The sequence below is a fragment of the Sphingomonas sp. TREG-RG-20F-R18-01 genome, assembly GCF_022662475.1.
GTDB lineage: Bacteria > Pseudomonadota > Alphaproteobacteria > Sphingomonadales > Sphingomonadaceae > Sphingomonas.
This window is the reverse complement of record NZ_JAKNQQ010000004.1, coordinates 278,883-297,919: the sequence shown is the minus strand read 5'-3', so window position 1 is coordinate 297,919 and position 19,037 is coordinate 278,883. Positions and strand designations below refer to the sequence as shown.

At 65.6% G+C, this 19,037-nt stretch carries 11 protein-coding genes; 3 read left to right on the top strand and 8 right to left on the bottom strand.

Features of this window, described 5'->3' with window-relative positions:
• Positions 1-74: 74 nt before the first annotated feature.
• Entirely contained in the window at positions 75-863 is a 789-nt protein-coding gene (locus L8K25_RS13580; RefSeq protein WP_242139523.1) for an IclR family transcriptional regulator, read from the top strand.
• Positions 864-894: 31 nt separating this feature from the next.
• Here L8K25_RS13580 and L8K25_RS13575 read toward each other — a convergent pair whose 3' ends face one another.
• Positions 895-1,812, bottom strand: a complete 918-nt coding sequence (locus L8K25_RS13575; RefSeq protein WP_242139522.1) for an ROK family protein — start codon at positions 1,810-1,812, stop codon at positions 895-897.
• A 367-nt stretch (positions 1,813-2,179) separates the two neighbouring features.
• Here L8K25_RS13575 and L8K25_RS13570 point away from each other — a divergent pair, with 367 nt between their 5' ends.
• Positions 2,180-3,403 (top strand): ROK family transcriptional regulator, encoded by a 1,224-nt coding sequence (locus L8K25_RS13570; RefSeq protein ID WP_242139521.1) that lies wholly within the window; start codon positions 2,180-2,182, stop codon positions 3,401-3,403.
• Positions 3,404-3,495: 92 nt separating this feature from the next.
• Here L8K25_RS13570 and L8K25_RS13565 read toward each other — a convergent pair whose 3' ends face one another.
• From L8K25_RS13565 to L8K25_RS13540, 6 genes are all read right to left on the bottom strand, one after another.
• Positions 3,496-4,845, bottom strand: coding sequence for a glycoside hydrolase family 125 protein (locus tag L8K25_RS13565; protein ID WP_347341154.1), 1,350 nt, complete (start codon positions 4,843-4,845; stop codon positions 3,496-3,498).
• A 25-nt stretch (positions 4,846-4,870) separates the two neighbouring features.
• Entirely contained in the window at positions 4,871-7,237 is a 2,367-nt protein-coding gene (locus tag L8K25_RS13560) for a GH92 family glycosyl hydrolase (protein ID WP_242139520.1), read from the bottom strand.
• A gap of 64 nt (positions 7,238-7,301) precedes the next feature.
• Positions 7,302-8,348 carry a glycoside hydrolase family 43 protein gene (locus L8K25_RS13555; RefSeq protein ID WP_242139519.1) on the bottom strand — a complete coding sequence of 349 codons (1,047 nt, stop codon included), beginning with the start codon at positions 8,346-8,348 and terminating at the stop codon, positions 7,302-7,304.
• 91 nt (positions 8,349-8,439) lie between these two features.
• A complete protein-coding gene (locus L8K25_RS13550) occupies positions 8,440-11,472 on the bottom strand; it encodes a TonB-dependent receptor (protein ID WP_242139518.1) in 3,033 nt (1,010 codons plus the stop codon).
• 211 nt (positions 11,473-11,683) lie between these two features.
• On the bottom strand, positions 11,684-13,636 hold the full coding sequence (locus tag L8K25_RS13545) for a sugar-binding domain-containing protein (protein ID WP_242139517.1): 1,953 nt from the start codon (positions 13,634-13,636) through the stop codon (positions 11,684-11,686).
• On the bottom strand, positions 13,633-15,996 hold the full coding sequence (locus L8K25_RS13540; RefSeq protein WP_242139516.1) for a GH92 family glycosyl hydrolase: 2,364 nt from the start codon (positions 15,994-15,996) through the stop codon (positions 13,633-13,635). The genes L8K25_RS13545 and L8K25_RS13540 overlap by 4 nt, the downstream gene beginning before the upstream one ends.
• Before the next feature lie 224 nt (positions 15,997-16,220).
• On the opposite strand from L8K25_RS13540, the gene L8K25_RS13535 reads away from it, so the two are divergent.
• Positions 16,221-17,915, top strand: a complete 1,695-nt coding sequence (locus L8K25_RS13535; protein WP_242139515.1) for a GGDEF and EAL domain-containing protein — start codon at positions 16,221-16,223, stop codon at positions 17,913-17,915.
• 209 nt (positions 17,916-18,124) lie between these two features.
• On the opposite strand, the gene L8K25_RS13530 is transcribed toward L8K25_RS13535, so the two are convergent.
• Entirely contained in the window at positions 18,125-18,349 is a 225-nt protein-coding gene (locus tag L8K25_RS13530; protein ID WP_242139514.1) for a hypothetical protein, read from the bottom strand.
• Positions 18,350-19,037: the final 688 nt, after the last annotated feature.

The following is a 19,037-nucleotide window of genomic DNA, read 5'->3' as shown; positions in this document are numbered from 1 at the left end:
TGGGGGCGGACCTTGTCCGCTGCCACGCGCCCCGGCTAAGGTCGACGGTACATAAGACCGAAGCGGGGGCGATCATGGAGCAGGAAGAGCACGAAGAGCAGGACGGCCGCCGGTACAAGGCACCTGCGCTCGAGAAGGGGCTCGACATCCTCGAATTGCTTGCCAATGCGCGCGATCCGATGTCGTTCACGACGATCGCCGACCAGCTCGATCGGTCGCGCGGCGAATTGCACCGGATGGTTCAGGTGCTGCAGTTCCGCGGATATATCGAGCAGGATTCGGCATCGGAAGGGTTCCGCCTGACCGACCGGCTCTTCTCGCTCGGCATGCGCCAGCCCCGCACCCGCAATCTGGTCGAGCTCGCCCTGCCCGTGATGCGGCAACTGGTGCAGGAAAGCAGCGAGTCCTGCCATCTCGCGCTGCACAGCCGGGGCGAAATCGTGGTCGTCGCCAGGGTCGAATCCGGCGAGCATCTCGGCTTCTCGGTCCGCGTCGGGTATCGCCGGCCCCTGCCGTGGACCGCATCCGGCACCGTCCTCTACGCTTTCCAGAGCGATGCCGTCCGCACGCGGTGGGAAGGGTTGTTCGACCCGCCGCTGTCGACAAAGGATCTCCATGCCTTTCGCGCCCACGCCGATGCGATCCGCGCAGCCGGTCTCGAACAGATGCCGAGCCCGCTGATCGCAGGCGTGATCGACACTTCGGTCCCGATCCTGCGGAGCAATGCGGCCGCCGCGGCGCTGACGGTTCCCTACCTCGAGCGTCGCCAGCCACTCCATACCGCGCAGCAGGTCGCCGCAATGGCGCAGGCTGCCGCCCGGCAGATCGCCGACCAGCTCATCCAGAGCGACGAGCGGCTATGACCATGGCCGGCGGTGCGGCCGCACCGCCGGCTCAGGACCGGCGCGCGCCCGTATCGGCGAAATTGGCGACCGCGATCGAACCGAGCGGCCCCGCCCGGTCTCCCAGCGCCGGCGCGACGATATAGGGCGCGTCCGCGGGCAGCCGCATATAGCCGTTGAGACTGGCGACGAGACTTGCTTCGATCCGCTCGAGCAAATGCGCCTGGCCGGTCACCACGCCCCCGCCGATCGCGATGCGGTGCGGACCGGTCGCGCAGACGAGGGTATGACACAGGACGGCGAGCACATGGACCACCTGCGCCCAGACGGGGTCCCCCGCCGCGACATCGCGCGCGGATCGCTCGCCGAGCCGCAGCGCGAGGGCGGATCCCGAAGCCAGCCCTTCCACGCAATCGTCGTGGAAAGGGCAGAAGCTGGGAAACGTGTCGCCGGCCAGCCGTGGCACGCGAATGTGCCCCAGTTCGCTATGCCCGATGCCGCGCGTGGGAAGACCGTGCACCACCAGCCCGACCCCGACGCCGGTGCCGACGGTGACATAGGCAAAGTCGGTCATGCCCTGCGCACACCCCCACGCCATCTCGGCGAGCGCCGCACCGTTGACGTCCGTATCGAACCCGACCGGGACATCGAACGGGGCCGACAGGATGCGAAGGACGTTGGTACCGGTCCAGCCCGGCTTGGTGGTCGCGCCGATCTCGCCATGATGGAGCGACGCGACATTCAGCTCCAGCGGGCCGAACGACGCGATTCCGAGCGCGGTGAACCCGTGCGTATTCTGCCACGCCCGCAGAATCGCGATGATCGCCGGCAGCGTCTCGCCGGGATCGCGGGTCGGTACGGTAGCCTGGTCAATGATCTCGCCAGTGCTCCGCGCGAGCGTGCACACGCATTTGGTCCCACCAAGTTCCACACCGGCGCGCAGGGGCGCGACGTTTCCGTCAGCCGTCATGCCTTGGTCGTCCGTGCCAGGACCCGGACGCTAAGCACAAGCTGCATATTCTCTCCCAAACGCTGTCCGCGCGCACCACACACCTGACGGTCGACCGCGACGCCGCCCATCATTAATAAACCAACTTAAATAATTCAATCATCCAGAAAGCTGAGGACCGGCCGAGACGTGGCGCGTCGGGCCATGCCGTCTGCCATCGGTCCGCCGCGCCGTTTGGGCTGGTCGTTACGGTCGTGCTAGTGCAGTTTGCCGAGGCGCCGCGGTTCGCATTGCCGGAACGGGGATCGCGGGTGCGCGCAACAGGCAGGGTAGAGATGGGATCGATCATGACCGCGATGGTTCGCGCCGTACCGCGCAGCGGATGGGTATGACACGCCAGACCCCGCGGGATCAGCCGCGCCTGTCGGGCACCAATCTGGAACGCGCCGCAGACCATAACCAGCGTGTGACGCTTCATGCGATCCGCGTGATGAGTCCGTTGACGCGCGTCGAATTGGCCCGGATCACTGGGCTGACCGGTCCCGCGATCGCGAACATCACCAAGCGCCTGCTGCAGGACGGGCTGATCGAGGAAGCGGGGCAGCGGCGCGGCGCGCGCGGGCAGCCGCCGACCAAGCTCGTGGTCCGGCGCGACGCCTGCTATTCGATCGGCGTCAACATCGATCGCGACCATGTCACGATCGTGCTGGTCGACTTCTCGGGAGAAACGCTCGCCCGCGTGACCGAGGATCTCGACTTCGCGCTGCCGGACCAAGTCCGCGCGCTGTATCGTCGTTCGATCCGCACCATGCTCCGCAAGGCGAATGTCGATGTCGCCAAGGTCGTCGGCCTGGGTGTTGCCGTGCCCGACGACCTTGGGCTGGTCGACCTGCCGGGCCGCCCGCCGAGCTACGCCGCCTGGGCTGATGTCGACGTCGCGTCCCTGTTCGACGAACCTTTCGCGCTTCCGGTCTTTCTCGAAAACGACGCCGCCGCGGCGGCCATGGGCGAGATGCAGCTCGGCCAGGGGCAGCGCAACAACACCTTCTTCTACATCCTGCTGTCGTCCGGACTGGGTGGCGGCCTGGTGATCGACGGAACCTACATCCGCGGTGCGGACGGGCGTAGCGGTGAGCTCGGCTTCATGCGGTCGCCCCAGCATGACACAACCCCGGACGAGCAGATCCAGCGCTACGTTTCGCTCTCCGGCCTCGCGCGCAGCCTTGAAGAACAGGGGTTCCACCTGGCCGAAGTGATGGATGGCACGACCGATCCCGAGGTGCAGGCCTGTGTTTCCGAATGGATCGAACGCGCCGCACATCAGCTGACGGTGCCGATCGAGGCGATCAACTGCCTGATCAATCCGGGCGTGATTCTGCTGGGCGGCAGACTGCCGACCGCGCAGCTCGACGCCCTGGCGGAGCGCACCGATGCGCTGATGCGCGCGCGCGCGCCATTGCTCCCCTCGGTCGCACCGGTGCGGCGCGCAGCTCTGTCCGCGGATGCGCCCGCAGTCGGCGCGGCGATCCTGCCGTTCAGCCATTTCCTGCTGCCAAAGCCTGGCGCCCTGTGGAAGGCGCAGGGCCAGCCGGACGTCGTGCAGGTGCTGTAAGCGGCTATCATCGCGTCCTAGAGGCGTTCGGCGAGCAATGCGGGCTTGCGCCGCAGCGTGTCGAGGATCAGCTCGCCAAACAGGCCGTTGGCCTAGGCGAACCACGGCCGCGTGAACTTGGCGGGATCGTCCTTGTGGAAGCTCTCGTGCATGAAGCCGGTGCCCGCATGCGTCGTCTTCAGCCAGCGCAGGCATTGGCGAACCACCGCATCGTCGTCGCTGTTGCGCGCGTGGACCATGATCGACATCGGCCAGATCATGTCGAGCCCGACATGCGGCCCGCCGATCCCCTGCGCGGCGCTGCCCTCGAAGAAGAACGGGTTGCGCGGGCTCCACGCCAACGCCGCCGTCCGGCGGAACAGCGGGTCCGCGCGATCCGCGGCACCGAGCAACGCCAGCCCGCACAGGCTCGGCACGTTCGCGTCGTCCATGAACAGCGCGTTGCCGAAGCCGTCCGCCTCATAGGCCCAGACCGTGCCGCCCTGCCCGTCGGGCATCCGGCCATGCGCGACGAGCGCCGCCTCGACCTCGGCGGCAAGCGCGAGACAGTCCCGCGCCGCCGCGGTGTCGCCGCGCGCTTCCTGCTGCACCTGCGCCAGCATCCGCAGCGCGGAGACCGCGAACAGGTTGGACGGGATCAAGAACGGCAGCACCGTCGCATCGTCGGACGGCCGGAACATCGAATGGATCAGCCCGACCTTGCGGGTAGGCGCGCCATAGCCGCCGAGCATCAACGTCTCGGTCGGTGACGGGTCGACGCGCTGGAAGTGGTAAGGCCCCGGCCCTTCCTTGCGTTGTTGTTCGCGGAAGGTTGCGACCGCGCGCGCCATGCCCTGCGCCCACAACGCATCGAACGGTGCCGTGTCGCGCGTGGCGGTCCAATAGGAATGCGCCAGCCGCATCGGATAGCAGAGCGAGTCGATCTCCCATTTCCGCTCCGCGACGCCTGGCTTCATCTCGGTCTTGTCGGACACCGCGCCGAGCGACGATCTGGCGGTCGGATCCTCCATGAAGGCATTGGCGTAGGAATCGATCAGGATGCAGCGCGCCTGTCGCTGGATCAGCCCGTGGAACACGCGGCGCAAATCGGCGTCGCGCGGCGCGAGATGGACGTAGGTCTGCATCTGCGCCGAACTGTCGCGCAGCCACAAAGCGTCGATATCGCCGGTGATGACGAACGCGTCGGGTTTGCCGTCGATGCTCGACAGCTTGACCGTCGTGTCGAGCGTGTTGGGGTAGCAGTTCTCGAACATCCAGGCGAGTTCGGGGTCGGCGATCCGCGCCTTGACCGCACGGATCTCCGCCTCGACCGCCTTGCTGGTGAAGCGGCGCGCGCTGATCGGCGGCCTCTTCGATCCGTAGGCAGCCGTCGCCGCGCGGGCGGGGACCGCCGCCGCGACCGCGAGCGCGCCTGCGCCCGCAATGATGTCTCGACGATTCATGCCACTCTCCCGTTCCGTTTTCAGCTCAGCGCGCCACCGGTGCGCTCATCGAGAAAGGCGCGTTCGCCTTGGCGGTGCCCCAGTGCGTGTTGGGGGTCGGCCCCATCACGAAACGCAGCGTCCCGCCCGCCTGCAAGGCAGCGCGCGACAGCCACGGCTTGTCATGCGGCTTGCCGTTCAGCGTCACCGACTGGATGTAGACGTTCTGCGGCCCGTTGTTGGGCGCCTCGATCGTCAGCACCTTGCCGCCCGGCATGGTCAGGCGGACCGATCGAAACAGTGGACTGCCGATCGCATATTGGCCGACCGTCGGGGTCACCGGATAAAAGCCCATCGCGGAAAAGACGTACCAGGCCGAAGTCTGGCCATTGTCCTCATCCCCCGGATAGCCGTCAGGCGTCGCCGAATAGAGCTTGGCCATCACGTCGCGGACATGGCCTTGCGTCTTCCACGGCTGGCCCGCCCAGTCGTAGAGATAGGTCATGTGCTGGATCGGCTGATTGCCGTGCGCATATTGCCCCATATTGACGATCTGCATCTCGCGCGTCTCATGGATCACCGATCCGTAATAGCTGTCGTCGAACACCGGCGGCAGCGTGAAGATCGAATCGAGCTTGTCGGTGAACGCACGATCGCCGCCCTGCAGGTCGATCAGCCCCTGCACGTCCTGCATCGCCGAGAAGCTGTAATGCAGCGCATTGCCCTCGGTGAAGGCATCCCCCCAGGCGTAGGGATTGAACGGCTGCATCCAGCTACCGTCCTTGTTGCGGCCGCGCATCCAGCCGGATTGCGCGTCGTAGAGCTTGCGGTAATTCTGCGCCTGCGCGGCGTATTTCCTGGCATCCTCGGTCTTGCCGAGCGCGGCGGCGAGGCGCGAGAGCGAGAAGTCGGCGGTGGCGTATTCAAGCGTGCGCGCGGCGCTTTCGTTGATGCCGACGTCATAGGGCACATAGCCGAGCTTGTTGTACCATTCGACGCCCTCGCGCCCGACTGCGGTGACGACATTGCCCTTCTTGTCCTTCGGTCGCCCTTCCGAGGTCGTCGCATTCTTGACCATCGCCTCGTACAGCGTCTCGATGTCGAACCCGCGCACGCCTTCCAGATAGGCGTCCGCGATGATGTTCGCCGAGTTCGACCCGATCATCACGTCGCGCTGGCCCGGGCTCATCCATTCGGGGAGCCAGCCGCCTTCCTTATAGGCGTTGGCCAGCCCCTGCATGATCTGGCCGTCGAGCTCGGGCCGGACGAGCGCGAAATAGGGGAAGACCGCGCGCCACGTGTCCCAGAAGCCGTTGTCGGTATACATCGGCCCGTCGTGGACCTTGCCGTCATACGGGCTGTAATGGACCATCGTCCCGCGCGCATCGATCTCGTGGAACTGCCGCGGGAACAGCAGCATCCGGTACATTGCCGAATAGAAGGTGCGCTTGTTGTTGAGATCGGGATCGCTCACCCGGATGATCCCGAGCTCCTTCTCCCACGCGGCTTTCGCCTTGGCCTCGGTCGCGGCGTAGCTGTCACGGCCGATCTCGCTGTCGACATTGCGCTGTGCCTGCTCCGCGCTGATGAAGGACGAGGCGACCTTTACGCCGACCTGTTCCCCGTCGTGCGTCCTGAAGCTGACGACCGCGCCGACATGGCCGCCTTCACGCGTCGCATCCGCGCCGATCTGCCAATTGTCGTCCCAGGTCCGGCTGACGCTGAAGTCGTGGTCGAACTGCGCGACGAAGTAATTGTGGAAATTGTCGGGCACGCCGCCGTGGTTGTTGCGGACATAGCCAGTGATCCGCCGGTTGGCCGCATCGATCTTGACCATCGACCCGCCCGCCAGCCCGTCGAGCAGGATGTGCGCGTCGTCGCTCTTGGGGAAGGTGAAGCGGAATTGCGCGGCGCGGTTGGTCGGCGTCACCTCGGCGGTGACGTTATAATCGGCGAGATAGACCTTGTAATTGTACGGGTGGCTCGTCTCCGCCTTGTGGCTGTACCAGCTCGCGCGCTCGTCTTCCTTGATCTTGAGCGGGCCGGTTTCCGCGAACAGCGAGAAGGCGGCATAGTCGTTCATCCACGGGCTCGGCTGATGCGTCTGCTTGAGCCCGTTGATCTTGAGATCATGGTACATATAGCCCCAGCCGCTGCCGGGCTTGCCGGTCACCGGGGTCCAGAAGTTCATCCCCCACGGCACCGCGACCGCCGGATAGGTGTTGCCGTAGGACAATTCGTAGGTGGAATCGGTTCCCATCAGCGGGTTGACCAGATCGGCCAGTGATTCCGCCGCTTCGCCGCGCTGCTGCGCCATCGCCGGCGCGACGAGCAGCGGCGCGGGCAGGCCGAGACTGGTGACGGCGAGCAACGCGAGGCTGCGGCCGGCGGATGCGGCGAAACGGATCTTCACGTCAGGTCTCCCGGAGAATGCGTATAGGGCTGAACGGCCAAGGTGGCCGGTGCGGACGGGCCGGTCATTGCCGCCGGCCGATCGGACGCGGTGGCGCGCCTGTGTGGGTCAGCACGACCGGCTCGATCGTGCCGTCGGTAGCAAAGCTCATCCGATCGATCGCGATCTGGCGATGTTCGCCTTTGGCGTCGCTGAGCGGACGGCGGTGATAGACGATGTACCATTCGTCGGTGCCCGGTACGTTGACGACCGAATGATGCCCCGCCCCGCGCGCGATCCGCGCGTCCTCGGCGAGAATCTTGCCCATCGGCCTGAACGGTCCGGTCGGGCTCGGCCCCATGGCATAGGCGACGCTATAGTCCGATCCGGTCCATTCCCCCTCGGACCACATCAGATAATAGACCCCGCGGCGCTTGATGACGAACGATCCCTCGACATAGCCCGGCGGGGTGATCTCCTTATAGGTCGTGCCGTCCGGGAACGGCCGGACGCTGCGCAGGTCGTCGCTCAGGCGGACGACGTTGCAATGTCGCCAGCCGCCGTAATAGAGATACATCTGACCATCGTCGTCGCGGTAGACGAACGGGTCGATCGGCTGCGCCTGATTGTGGAACGCCCCGATCAGCGGCTTGCCGATCGCGTCCTTGAACGGGCCGCCGGGTTTGTCCGCGACCGCTACGCCGATCCCGCCGTGTTCGGCGTCGCTCTGAATGTCGTTCGCGCCGAAGAACAGATAATAGCGGCCCTTGTGCTCGATCGCCGAGGGCGCCCACACGGCATAGCCGGCCCAGGCCACGTTGGCGACGTCGAGCACATGGCTGTGCCGGGTCCAATGGACCAGATCGCGCGAGGAAAAGGCGTTGAAAAAGGTCTGCTGGAGATAAGACGGCCGCACCGTATGCCGCCGTCGCAGCTTGGCCTGGTCAAGCGTGAAATGCGGCGAGACGTCCGGTTTTGCCGCGTCGTCGGAATAGGTCGGGTAGATCCAGTAGGTGTCGCCGAACACCCGGATCTCGGGGTCGGCATACCAGCCCGGAACGATCGGATTGTGCGCCGCGACCGGAGCCGCCAGCAGCAGCGCGGCCAGCGCAACCAGACCAAACCTGCTCATCGGCCATCATCCTTGCCCGGATCGGAAAAGGGCGCGGCCCCGCCTGGGGAAGACGGTGCCGCGCGACGTACTCGGGGAGGGGTACGCCGTCTCAGAAAGTCCACTGCACGCCGCTGTAGAAGCGACGTCCGGTGTACTGGCTGGAGTAGTAGCGCGCAGTCGTATCGTTCCCGAGATGCGCGCGCTGTTCGGACTTGGTCAGGTTGATCACCGAAGCGGTCAGCGAGATATGATCGGTGATATTGTATTGGGCGTTGAGATCGACCTGCTCGTAGGGATCCGAATAGACGTTAAGGCCGGAGACGATTCCGCCGACCTGCTCGCCCTTGCGGTTGTACGAGGCGCGCAGCAGCACGCCGTGCTTTTCATAGAACAGCGATGCATTCCACTGCGTCTTGGCACTGCCGACGAGCGGCGACGTGCCGATCTTGGTGCCGTTGAGCGAGACGTCCGCGGTCGACGTATGGTTGTAGGTGAAGTTCACCTGCGCGCCGAGCCCGAAATCAAGCGTGTGCTGCGCGTAGAGCTCGACGCCCTCCGACACCGCGCTCGCGCCATTCGCCTGGGTCGAATATTGCTGCACCAGAACCTGCTGGCCCTGCACCGTCTGCGCCAGGTCGAGCACCAGCGGGACGACGAAGTTCTTCACGTCCTTGCGGAACAGCGCCGCGCCGACGACCGAACCCCGGTGGAAATACCACTCCGCACCGAGGTCATACGCCCAGGCGGAGAAGGGTTTGAGATTGAAATTGCCGCCATTACCGAACCAGCCGGCAGTCTCGCCGAACTGGTTGCGGTCATAGGTATAGGCGGCCGAATGGAACGTCAGCGATCGCGCCGCCGCCAGATCGTTATAGGCCGGCCGCGCCACCACCTTCGATACCGCGCCGCGCAGCAGGACGTTGCTCGTCACGTCCCACGAGACGTTGAGGCTCGGCAGAATGTCGGTGTAGCTCTTCGATTCGTTGTTCGGGCTGAACTCGCGAACCTCGCGCTGGCTCTGCGGCAGGACCTGGCAATTGCCGTCCGCGCCCAGCGGCGGCGGGCTGAACGGACCGCCGGGGCCGTCCTGGCAATAATCGATCTCGCGATAGATGGTGTCGGTCGAGGTGCCCGACTGCTTGGTATTGGCGACGCGCAGCCCGATGTTGCCGCGAACCGGCCCCGCCTTGAAGTTCGCCTCGATATAGCCCGCCCAGATCTTCTCGTCGATCTTGTAGAGGTTCTGCGGCTGCGGCACGTTGACCGCCTGACCGTAGGTCTTGTTCAGATAGCTGAGGTAATTGGTCAGGTTGATCCCGGGATAGGAGCTTGCGGTGAAGCCCCCCGGAATATTGCTGATCGGCGAACTGTAGAAGAACGACGGCTGCGCGACTGCGCCCGCCGGCGTGTCCTGGAAGCGCAGCTGCGTCGCCGGATCGGCATACCAGTCGAGCTCGCCGGTCTCGCGCGTGATCTTGCCGTCGCGCCATTTGCCTCCGACCTGGATCGACTGGAGCAGCCCGTCGAACTTGCGCGTGACGTCGACCTGCGCGTAGCGCTGCTCGACCGAGCTGTTGGTGAAGCCCGACCCGGTCGACCCGGTGTCGATCTGCGCGACCCCGTTCGTCAGGTTCTGCTGCAATTCGGGCGAGAAGGTCATGTTCAGCCCGCCGCCGCTATAGTCGTACATGCTGAGGAAATTGCCGTTCTGCGTGACCGTGCCGGTCAAGCGCGGCTTGGCCGCGACGGAAAACTGCTCAGACGGGCCGCCGGTGGAACGGGTCTTGCCGACGATGAACGACACCGACAGCCGGTCGTGCGACCAGTCGCCATGCAGGTCGAACGTGTTCGAGATGTCCTTTTCCCGGGCGTAGACGCCGGACAGCTGCGGCGTCTCCATGGTGCAGATCGGCGTCTGCCGCAGGCATCCCGTACCCGCGTTGGGCACCTGGAACGTCGCCGACTGCAGGATCGTCCCGCTCTTGTCGAATTTCGCCGCGGTGAAGAAATTGTCATAGCCCCATTCGGGGATCTTCAACACGTTGGACTGGGTCTTGCTGTTCAGCTGGAACCGGAAATAGTTGGCGGTGAGCCGCAGATTGTCGGTCGGTTTCCACTCCAGCGTCGCTTGCGCGCCGATCCGCTCGCGTTCGGAGACGACGATCGATTCGTCGACCGACTGCGGTGCCCAATAGCCGTTGTAATGCGTGCCGGACTGGGTCGTTTCGCCCCGCCCTTGCGACCAATAGCTCACCGCCGCATCGTTGGCGATCGGACGCCCCCGCACGTCGGTCGCCTTGATGCCGTCGCGACCGCCATCGGTCCACCACTGCCAGCTCTCGGTCGAGCCATCCATCTCGCGATTGGTCCGCTTCTGATAGGTCCCGCCGACCAGCAGGCCAAGCGTGCCGGAGGCGTTGTGCCACGACAGCTGCCCCGAAATCTGCGGCTCGACCTTGTTGGTCACGTCCGAAATCGTGCCTTCGGCCGAGACGAACCCGGACCAGGGCTTGAGATCCAGCGGCCGTCGCGTGTGCAGGATGATCGTGCCGCCGACACCACCTTCGTCGAGCCGCGCCTCGGGCGACTTGTAGACGTCGATGCTACCGATCATGTTCGAGGGCAGCAGCAGATAGTTGAACGACCGCGACGGGTCGCCGGTATCCGCGCCGGCGATGAAGTTGCCGTTGAGTTCGGTCAGGGTCAGGTCCGATTGCAGGCCGCGGATGCTGACCCTGCTTCCCTCGCCGCCATCGCGATCGATGATCACACCCGGGACGCGCTGGAGCGAGTCCGCGACGTTCTTGTCGGGAAACTTGCCGACGTCTTCCGCCGTGATCACGTCGATGAAGGCGTTTGCCGCACGCTTGCGCGCCAGGCTGGTTTCGATCGAGCGACGATAGCCGGTCACCACGATGTCATCGGCCGTGATCCGGACCGGGCCGGTGTTCGTCTGCCCCTGGTCTGCCGGGGCCGGGCCCTGGTCGGCGGGGGCGGTCGGCTGTTGCGCGTTCGTCACCGGCGGCGGCGTTGCCGTCTGCGCCTGCGCTACCCCGCCGAACACGACCACCGCACTCACCGACGTCAGCAACCGCCGCAGCAAACGTCCCTGCGTGCCCGACTCCGTCGAAATATAGGTCATCCCCAAATCCTCTCCCTTGCCGAACCGGCGCCCCGTCAGATTATTTTTTCGTTGGCCGCGGCGATCCCCGGCGGCGCTCAAGATCGAAATATAAAAGCAATTTGTCAATTAAAACATTTGCGGTCCCCGCCGACGGGTAAAGGACGCCGCGAGATCTGCACGAACGACGCCATGGTAGCGCAATCATAAATAGTGCCGACTGTCCGGGCCGTTACTTGGCGGGAACGCGCAGAGGCGCCGCAATCCGGGCAAAGTCCGCCAGGGACGCCTTGGCGACTTCCCGGTCATAGGTCAGCAAGCCGTTGATTTCCCCTTCGACATCGGTCGTCTGCGTATAGACCGATGCGCTCAGTCCATTTTCCCTGGCTTGACGCGCGACCTCGTCGACCTTGCGCTTGTAGCGCGCGAGATAGTCCTGCGCGTCGCTGGTGACCTGGTAACTCCACCGCTTGTCGGCGCGCCAGAGATGCCCGTCGATCGGGCGTCCGACACCGCCATATTCGCCGAGCACGATCGCGCGCTTGCTGTCGTGCGGCGGCGTATGCGGCACGTCTTCGTAGGTGTGGATATCGGCCACGTCCGAGACGTCGGGCGCGACGTCGAGCCAGCCGCTGTCGGCGTCGACCAGCCGGCTCGGGTCGATCCCCTTCACATAGCGGGCGAGCGTCGCGGAATCATATTGCCCCCACCCTTCATTGTTGACGACCCACAGCACGATCGACGGAAACCCGCGCAACGCGCCGATCATGTGCGCCAGCTCGTTCTGCTGCGCAGCCATCACGTCGGACGACAGCACGGCCTGGCTCTGGCTGGTACCGGTAACGAACTGGTCCTCGCCGCCGCCCGCAGGCATGTCCTGCCAGATCAGCATGCCAAGATGATCGGCATCGTAATAATACCGCGCCGGCTCGACCTTGATATGCTTGCGGACCATGTTGAAGCCCGCTTTCTTGAGGAACTCCAGGTCGGATCGCATCGCGCGCTCGGACGGCGGGGTCAGCAGACCGTCGGGCCACCAACCCTGGTCGAGCGTCCCGTTCTGGAAATAGGGCCGATTGTTGAGCAACAGCGCCGGCTGACCGGTCACCCTGCCCGGCCCCACCGAAATCTTGCGCATCGCAAAATACCCGTCGATCCGATCGCGCGGGGCACCCGCCACCGTCGCGGCCGCATAAGTCGCACCCTCGCGCTGCGTGAAGCGCGCGTCATAGGCGGTACGGTCGCGGTCCGGCCTGCCGCGATAAGGATCGTCCACCGTCACCAGTTCGGCGACCAGGTCATAGAGAAACGGATCCTCCGGCGACCAGAGATGCGCCCCGGACACGTCCAGGCTCGCATGCCGGTTGGCCCGGACGATCGTCGTGGCGATCGTGCGTCCGCCCGACCGCACGCTGAGCCGGACCGCGTCGGTGTCGTGCGCCGATCCGTTCACCGCGACGTCGACCTCGACCTTGCCCCGATCGATATCCGCGATCGCCCGAACGTCGGCGATATGGAGCGCCGGGACCGGTTCGAGCCACACGGTCTGCCAGATCCCGCTGACCGCAGTGTACCAGATGCCGTCGGGATCGAGCGTCTGCTTGCCGCGCGGCTGGCTGCCCGCGCTGGTCGGGTCGGACACCTGCACCACCAGCGCATTGTCGCCAGGCTTGAGGAAGGCGGTGATGTCGAGGCCGAACGGATCCGATCCCCCTTCATGGCTCCCGACCAACGCGCCGTTCACCCAGACGTGCGCCGCGTGGTCGACCGCGCCGAAATTGAGCATGACATGCTGCCCCGCCCAGTCGGTCGGGATGGTGAAGGTCCGGTGATACCACAGGCGATCCTCGGGCCGCAGCTTGCGCGCGACGCCCGACAGACGTGATTCCACCGCGAACGGCACCAGAATCTTGCCGTCCATCGCGACGGGCATCGGCGCGGCGGCCTTGGTGATCGCATAGTCCCACGTGCCGTTGAGGGTTTGCCAGCGGCTCCGCGTCCATTGCGGACGCGGGTAGCTGCGCCAGGCGTTCTCCGGCGTGACGCCTTTGCCCCAGCGCGTCACCATCGCGCCGGTGTAGACCGAATCGGGCCGCTGCGGCGGCAGCGTCTGCGCAACGGCGCCGGCGGCATTCCACAGGCACGTTGCGGCGACGATCGCGCCGCGATGGCGGAAGCGCATCATGGCCGCCCCATCGACGGCGGGGCGTCCCCGACCGCGCTGCCCCAGGCGGGGTTGGGGTTCGGCCCCATCGTCAGCACGAACGTCGCGCCGTTCGCAACGTCGCCGTGCCGGAACCACGGCTTGCTCCAGGTTTTGCCGTTGAGCGTCGCCGACTGGATATAACCGTTCTGCGCCGAATTGTTGCGCGCGACGATGTCGAGCGTCTTGCCGTTGCCCATCTTCAACACCGCGCGATCGAACAGCGGACTGCCCAGAATGTAGACGTCGCTCGACGGATCGACCGGATAGAAGCCGAGCGCGCTCAACGCGTACCAGGACGATGTCGCGCCCTGGTCGTCCATCCCGGGATAGCCGTAGCCGCTGGCGTCGCTGCCATAGAGGTCGCGCAGGATGCGACGGACGAGGGCCTGCGTCTTCCACGGCTGACCGCTCCACGCATACAGATACGGGGCCTGCTGGTCGGGCTGGTTGCCCTGGACGTATTGGCCGATCACGCCGGTACAGTCCCGACAGATACCGGTCGGATGATAGGGCGTGGCAAAGAACGCATCGAGCTTGGCATTGAACGCGGCACGGCCGCCGAGCAGATCGATCAGCCCGGCCACGTCCTGCGGCACCAGCCACAGCGTCGACCAACCCGACGCCTCCTTCATCATGAAGTTATAATAGGGTTCGCGCGGATCGAACGGGGCAATCCATCGGCCGTCCGCGGTACGGCCGCGCATGAACCCGGTCGAGCGGTCGAACACATTGCGATAGTTGGCTGCCCGCATCGCAAACAGCCGGGCATCGTCCCCATGCCCGAGCCGTGCGGCGAAATCCGCCAGCGCGGCGTCATCCCACGCATATTCGAGCGTCGTCGCGGTGCCCGCCTTGCCGCCGGCATAAGGCGGGCTCGGGTTGCCGCGCGGGATCTCGTCCGAAATCCAGCCATTGCGCGCATATTCGGCAAGATACCCGCGCGGCCCGGTCGGGTCGGTCGCATTCTTGCGCAGGAAGGCATAGGCCGCCCGATAATCGAACGGGATCCCGCGCTTCATCGCCCCGGCGTAGAGGAACACGGCATTGTCACCGTGGAAAGAGGTGTTCATGAACCCCTGCTCCTGCGCCATGTCGAGTTCCGACTGCAGCACGTTCGCGGTCACTGCGGGTTCGAGCAGTTCGAGCAACACGATCTGGTTTCGGCCGGTATCCCAGAACGGCACCGGCCCGTAGCGGTCGTGGGAGGCGGTGCGCGTCTGGCCCCTGGTATCGGTGAAGCTCTCCCCCTTGCGCGCGACCAGCCGCGGGCTGGCGAAGGACTGGAACAGCGTCGAATAGAAGAGCATCCGCTGTTTCGCCGATCCGCCGCTGACCTGTACCCGGTCGAGCAGCGCTGCCCATTCGGCTCGGGCGCGTGCCCGCATGCCCTCGAAATCCCATCCCGGACTTTCCACCCCAAGACGTTGCTCGGCAGCGGCATAGCTGGGGCCATGCGCGATCTTGACCAGCACCGTCTCGCCCGCGCGAGTGGTGAAATCGAGATAGGTTCCGGCGAAGCTGCCCGACAGCGCGCGGACCACCGGAAGCACGTCCTTGTCGCCGATCCCGTAACCGCGACGGTCGCCGGGCGCCTTGCGAAACGTCCCGAAACTCTTGAACGGTTTGGAAAATTCCGCGACGAAATAGCGCCCATCGCGCGCATCGATGTCGCCGTTCGGTTCGGCGATGCCGCGCACGACATGATCTCCCACGATCTCGACCGATCCCCCCTGGCCCGGCAGGTTGAGAATGACGTGGGCGCGTTCGGTCGCGGGAAAGGTGAAGCGCATCAGCGCGGTCGCCTGCGTCGCGGTGAGTTCGACCTTCGTCCTGAAGCTGTCGAGGAATACCGAGTAATAGCCTGGCGCGGCCGTCTCGCGCGCCTTGTCGTAATAGGCTTCGCTATATGCGGGGGGGACCGTCCAGTCGCCGACGACCGGCATCACCATCGGCTGCGCCCGTGCGCCATAGGTCGGGCCGCCACCCCCGGTGAAGCCGATCATCGTCGGGTTGGTGTAATAATAGGGCGTCGCGACCCCCGACGGATAGCTGAGCGCGACGTTGAGATTGACCGGCGCCGCCTCGACCGCGCTGTGCGGCAGCCGCGCGCCCGGCGAGGTTATGCCGGAATAGAGCGGTTCGCCGGCCGGCGGCGCGTTGCCGATCAGGTCGGGGCGGTCGAGTGGCGCGGTACCGACCAGCGGGTTGGCCTGGTCGACCGGCGCGACGCTGGACTGTGCCAGCGCGCCCCCCGCACCGAGCAGGGCGGCCATCGGTATCCAGCGCAGGATCATCGACCCTTTGGAGCGGCGTTGCCGCCCGGACGCATTCGAGGCCATCCCAGTTTCCTCTCCACCACGATCACCGCCAATTCGGCGCGCGACGTCGCCTTCGCCGGCGATCTTCGTGCGGTGAATCTGGATTAATAAAACATTTTGTCAATTTTAATATTCGGAAGTCGGTCGCGACTAGGAATCCTTCCGACACGGCGCCTCGCACGGCACGTTTGCGAGGCTGCATTCGCATGCACATTCGGTTAAGTAAGAACGCTTTAAGGGGCGTTATGACCGAGTTTGATGAAGCCCGCCCCGAGGCGATGCCGCGCGCGGCGTGGTTGCTCGACATGTTGCCGGGACTCGTCGCCTATTTCGACCGCACCCTTCACTATCGCTACGCCAATGCGACATATGCCGCCTGGAGCGGACATGATCCCGCCTGGATCGTCGGGCGATCCTGCCGTGAAGTCGTCGGCGAGATGAACTACCCCCAGGTCCTGCCCCGGCTCGAAGAAGCGCTGCAAGGGCAACGGGTCACCTACGAATACACGCTGTTCGACGGGCCCGAAGCGCGTCGGGTGCAGGGCAGCTACGTCCCCGATCTGGACGATCGCGGCGTCGTTCGCGGTATCGTCGTGCTGGTCACCGACATCAGCGTTCGCCGCGACCTCGAGGCACGGATCGCGGAAACCGAAGGCATGTTCGACGACGCCTTTCGCCATGCCCCGGTGGGAATGGCGGTATCCGACCCCAGCGGTCGCCTGGAACGGGTGAACCAGGCCTTTGCGACCATGCTCGGCCGGCCGATCGAACATCTCGTGGGAACCGACTTTCGCACGATTACCCATCCCGACGATATCGAGGCGGAAGATCGCCGGTTCGGGCAGGTGGCCGATGGCCGTCGCGACGGCTATCGCATGGACAAGCGCTTTCTGCGTCCGGGAGGCGAGATCGTCCATACGACCCTCGCCGTGTCCGCGGTCCGGGACGGTGAGGGCAAGCCGGTCCGGTTCATCGCGCAGATCGAGGACGTCACCGACCGGCGTCGCGCCGAACGCGAACAGCAGGAAATCAACGCGCGACTGACGCTGGCGATGGAGGCGGTGCGGGGCGGCTTCTGGCATATCGACGTGACGAGCCGCCGCTTCGAGATGTCGCCGTCCTTCCTGCGCTTCGTCGTCGGCAGCGATGTCGGTGGTTCGCTCGATCTCGACGATTATGCCAGCCGCATCCTGCCGACGACTCGCGAGGGGGCGTCGGTGCAGGCGCTGCTCGACGGAACCATCGACGAGACATCGGTGGAATATGAGCTGCAGACCGTCGATGGACCGCGATGGATGCGTTGCGACCGCCGCTTGCTACGCGCGCCGGACGGAACGCCGCGCCGGATCGTCGGGGTCTCGATCGACATCTCCGAAGACCACGAACGCCAGCGGAAAGCCGAGCTCGCAGCGGAGACTGATCCGCTGACCGGGCTGCTCAACCGACGCGGCCTCGACGAGCGTCTCGCACAGATCCGGTCTGGGCTCCCGATCGGCGTTCTCGCGATCGATCTCGACCGGTTCAAGGCGGTCAACGACGGCTTCGGCCACTTCGTGGGTGACGCAGTGCTGGTCGAAGTAGCGGAGCGCCTGCGCAACGCCGTCCGCCCAACCGATCATCTCGCGCGTCTGGGCGGCGACGAATTCGCGGTTCTCCTGCCGGACTCCTCGCCCGAGCGGGTCGCGATCGTGGTGGCGCGGATCGAGCGCGCGCTCAATCACCCGATGACATGGGTCGATGCGGTCGTGCCGATCCATGCAAGCATCGGCGCCGTGACGATGGCGAACGCGCAGGCCGGCGGCGCGGCGGAAGGTTTCGGCACGGCCTGGCGGCGGGCAGATGCCGCGCTTTACGATACGAAACGGGTCCGCCATCTGCAGTTACCGGTCCCGTCCGAGGGACATGCCGTGAGCCCGCCCGCTCGTCCCCCGCAGGGGTAGCTGCGGCGCCCGGCCTTCTGGGCGCTACCGTCGGATCGTGATCAGGCGGATCGACGGCAACGCCTGACGAGCCTCGCCCGGATCGCGTCAGCGGTCTGCACGCTGCTATGCCTTGCAGGCTCGGCCGGATGTCGTGGCGCCTGGCGTGCCCCCGCCGTAGGTCGCGCCAAGGCCTATCCAGGCCACCGCCCGAAACCGCCGCCGCCCGTTCAGAAGCCGGCGAAGGCCACCGCGAACAGGATCAGCGCCAGGAAGACGATCCCGACCAGTTCGAAAACATTCGCCACGCGTTTCACGATCTGCAACGCTCTACTCCCCCAACACTCGCCGCTTGCGCGATCGCCTCCGCCGATGTTCGGCGTCAGGCGACCGGCCATGCCCGATAACGGCAGCCATGGCGTCGGGACCAAAGCCCTGCCCACCACGATACGCATGGCCCTCGCTCGGATATGGGCAGCGTAAGCCATCCGCTTCGATCCGCAATGTTACATTGACGTAACATAAGCGACCGGTCGACGACGACGTGCCCCATATCGGGATGGCGGGTGCGGGCGTAACGTCCCACGACGCCAACCGCCAGGACGTCGTTACAGCGCCGTGGTTCGGGTGACTGCCGCGACGATCTCCTGGTCCGTGGCAACATGCTCCTCGATGATGCACCGCAGGTCGAGACCGCTGATGCCATGCGCCGAGACGACGCTCGCCTGCGCGACGTTGAGCCCGTCGGACGACGCATAGCGCAACGACGATCCGGCGGCCGCATGGGGGTGCTGCAGATGATAGGCATAGCTGCCCGTCGTGGCGACCACCCGGTTCTTGTGATCGACGATCGATGCGACGCACAACGCCCCGGCCTTGTTGACGACGCGCATGATCGCCTCGGTCTGCCCCTCGAAGTCGAATTCCAGGTAACATACGCCAATCGTCGCGCCTTCCAGACGCACCGGTGCGACATAGACCAGCACCTTCCGCCCGTTCGACCAGGGATTCTCCCAGACTTCGTCGGTCATCCAGAGCACCTCCGGCGGCGCGCCAAGCGCCCGTTGAAACTGCCCGTATTCCTTGAAGTTGACGCCCCGCACCGCGGCGTTTTCATGCGCGCAGGCGGCGACTTCGCCGTCG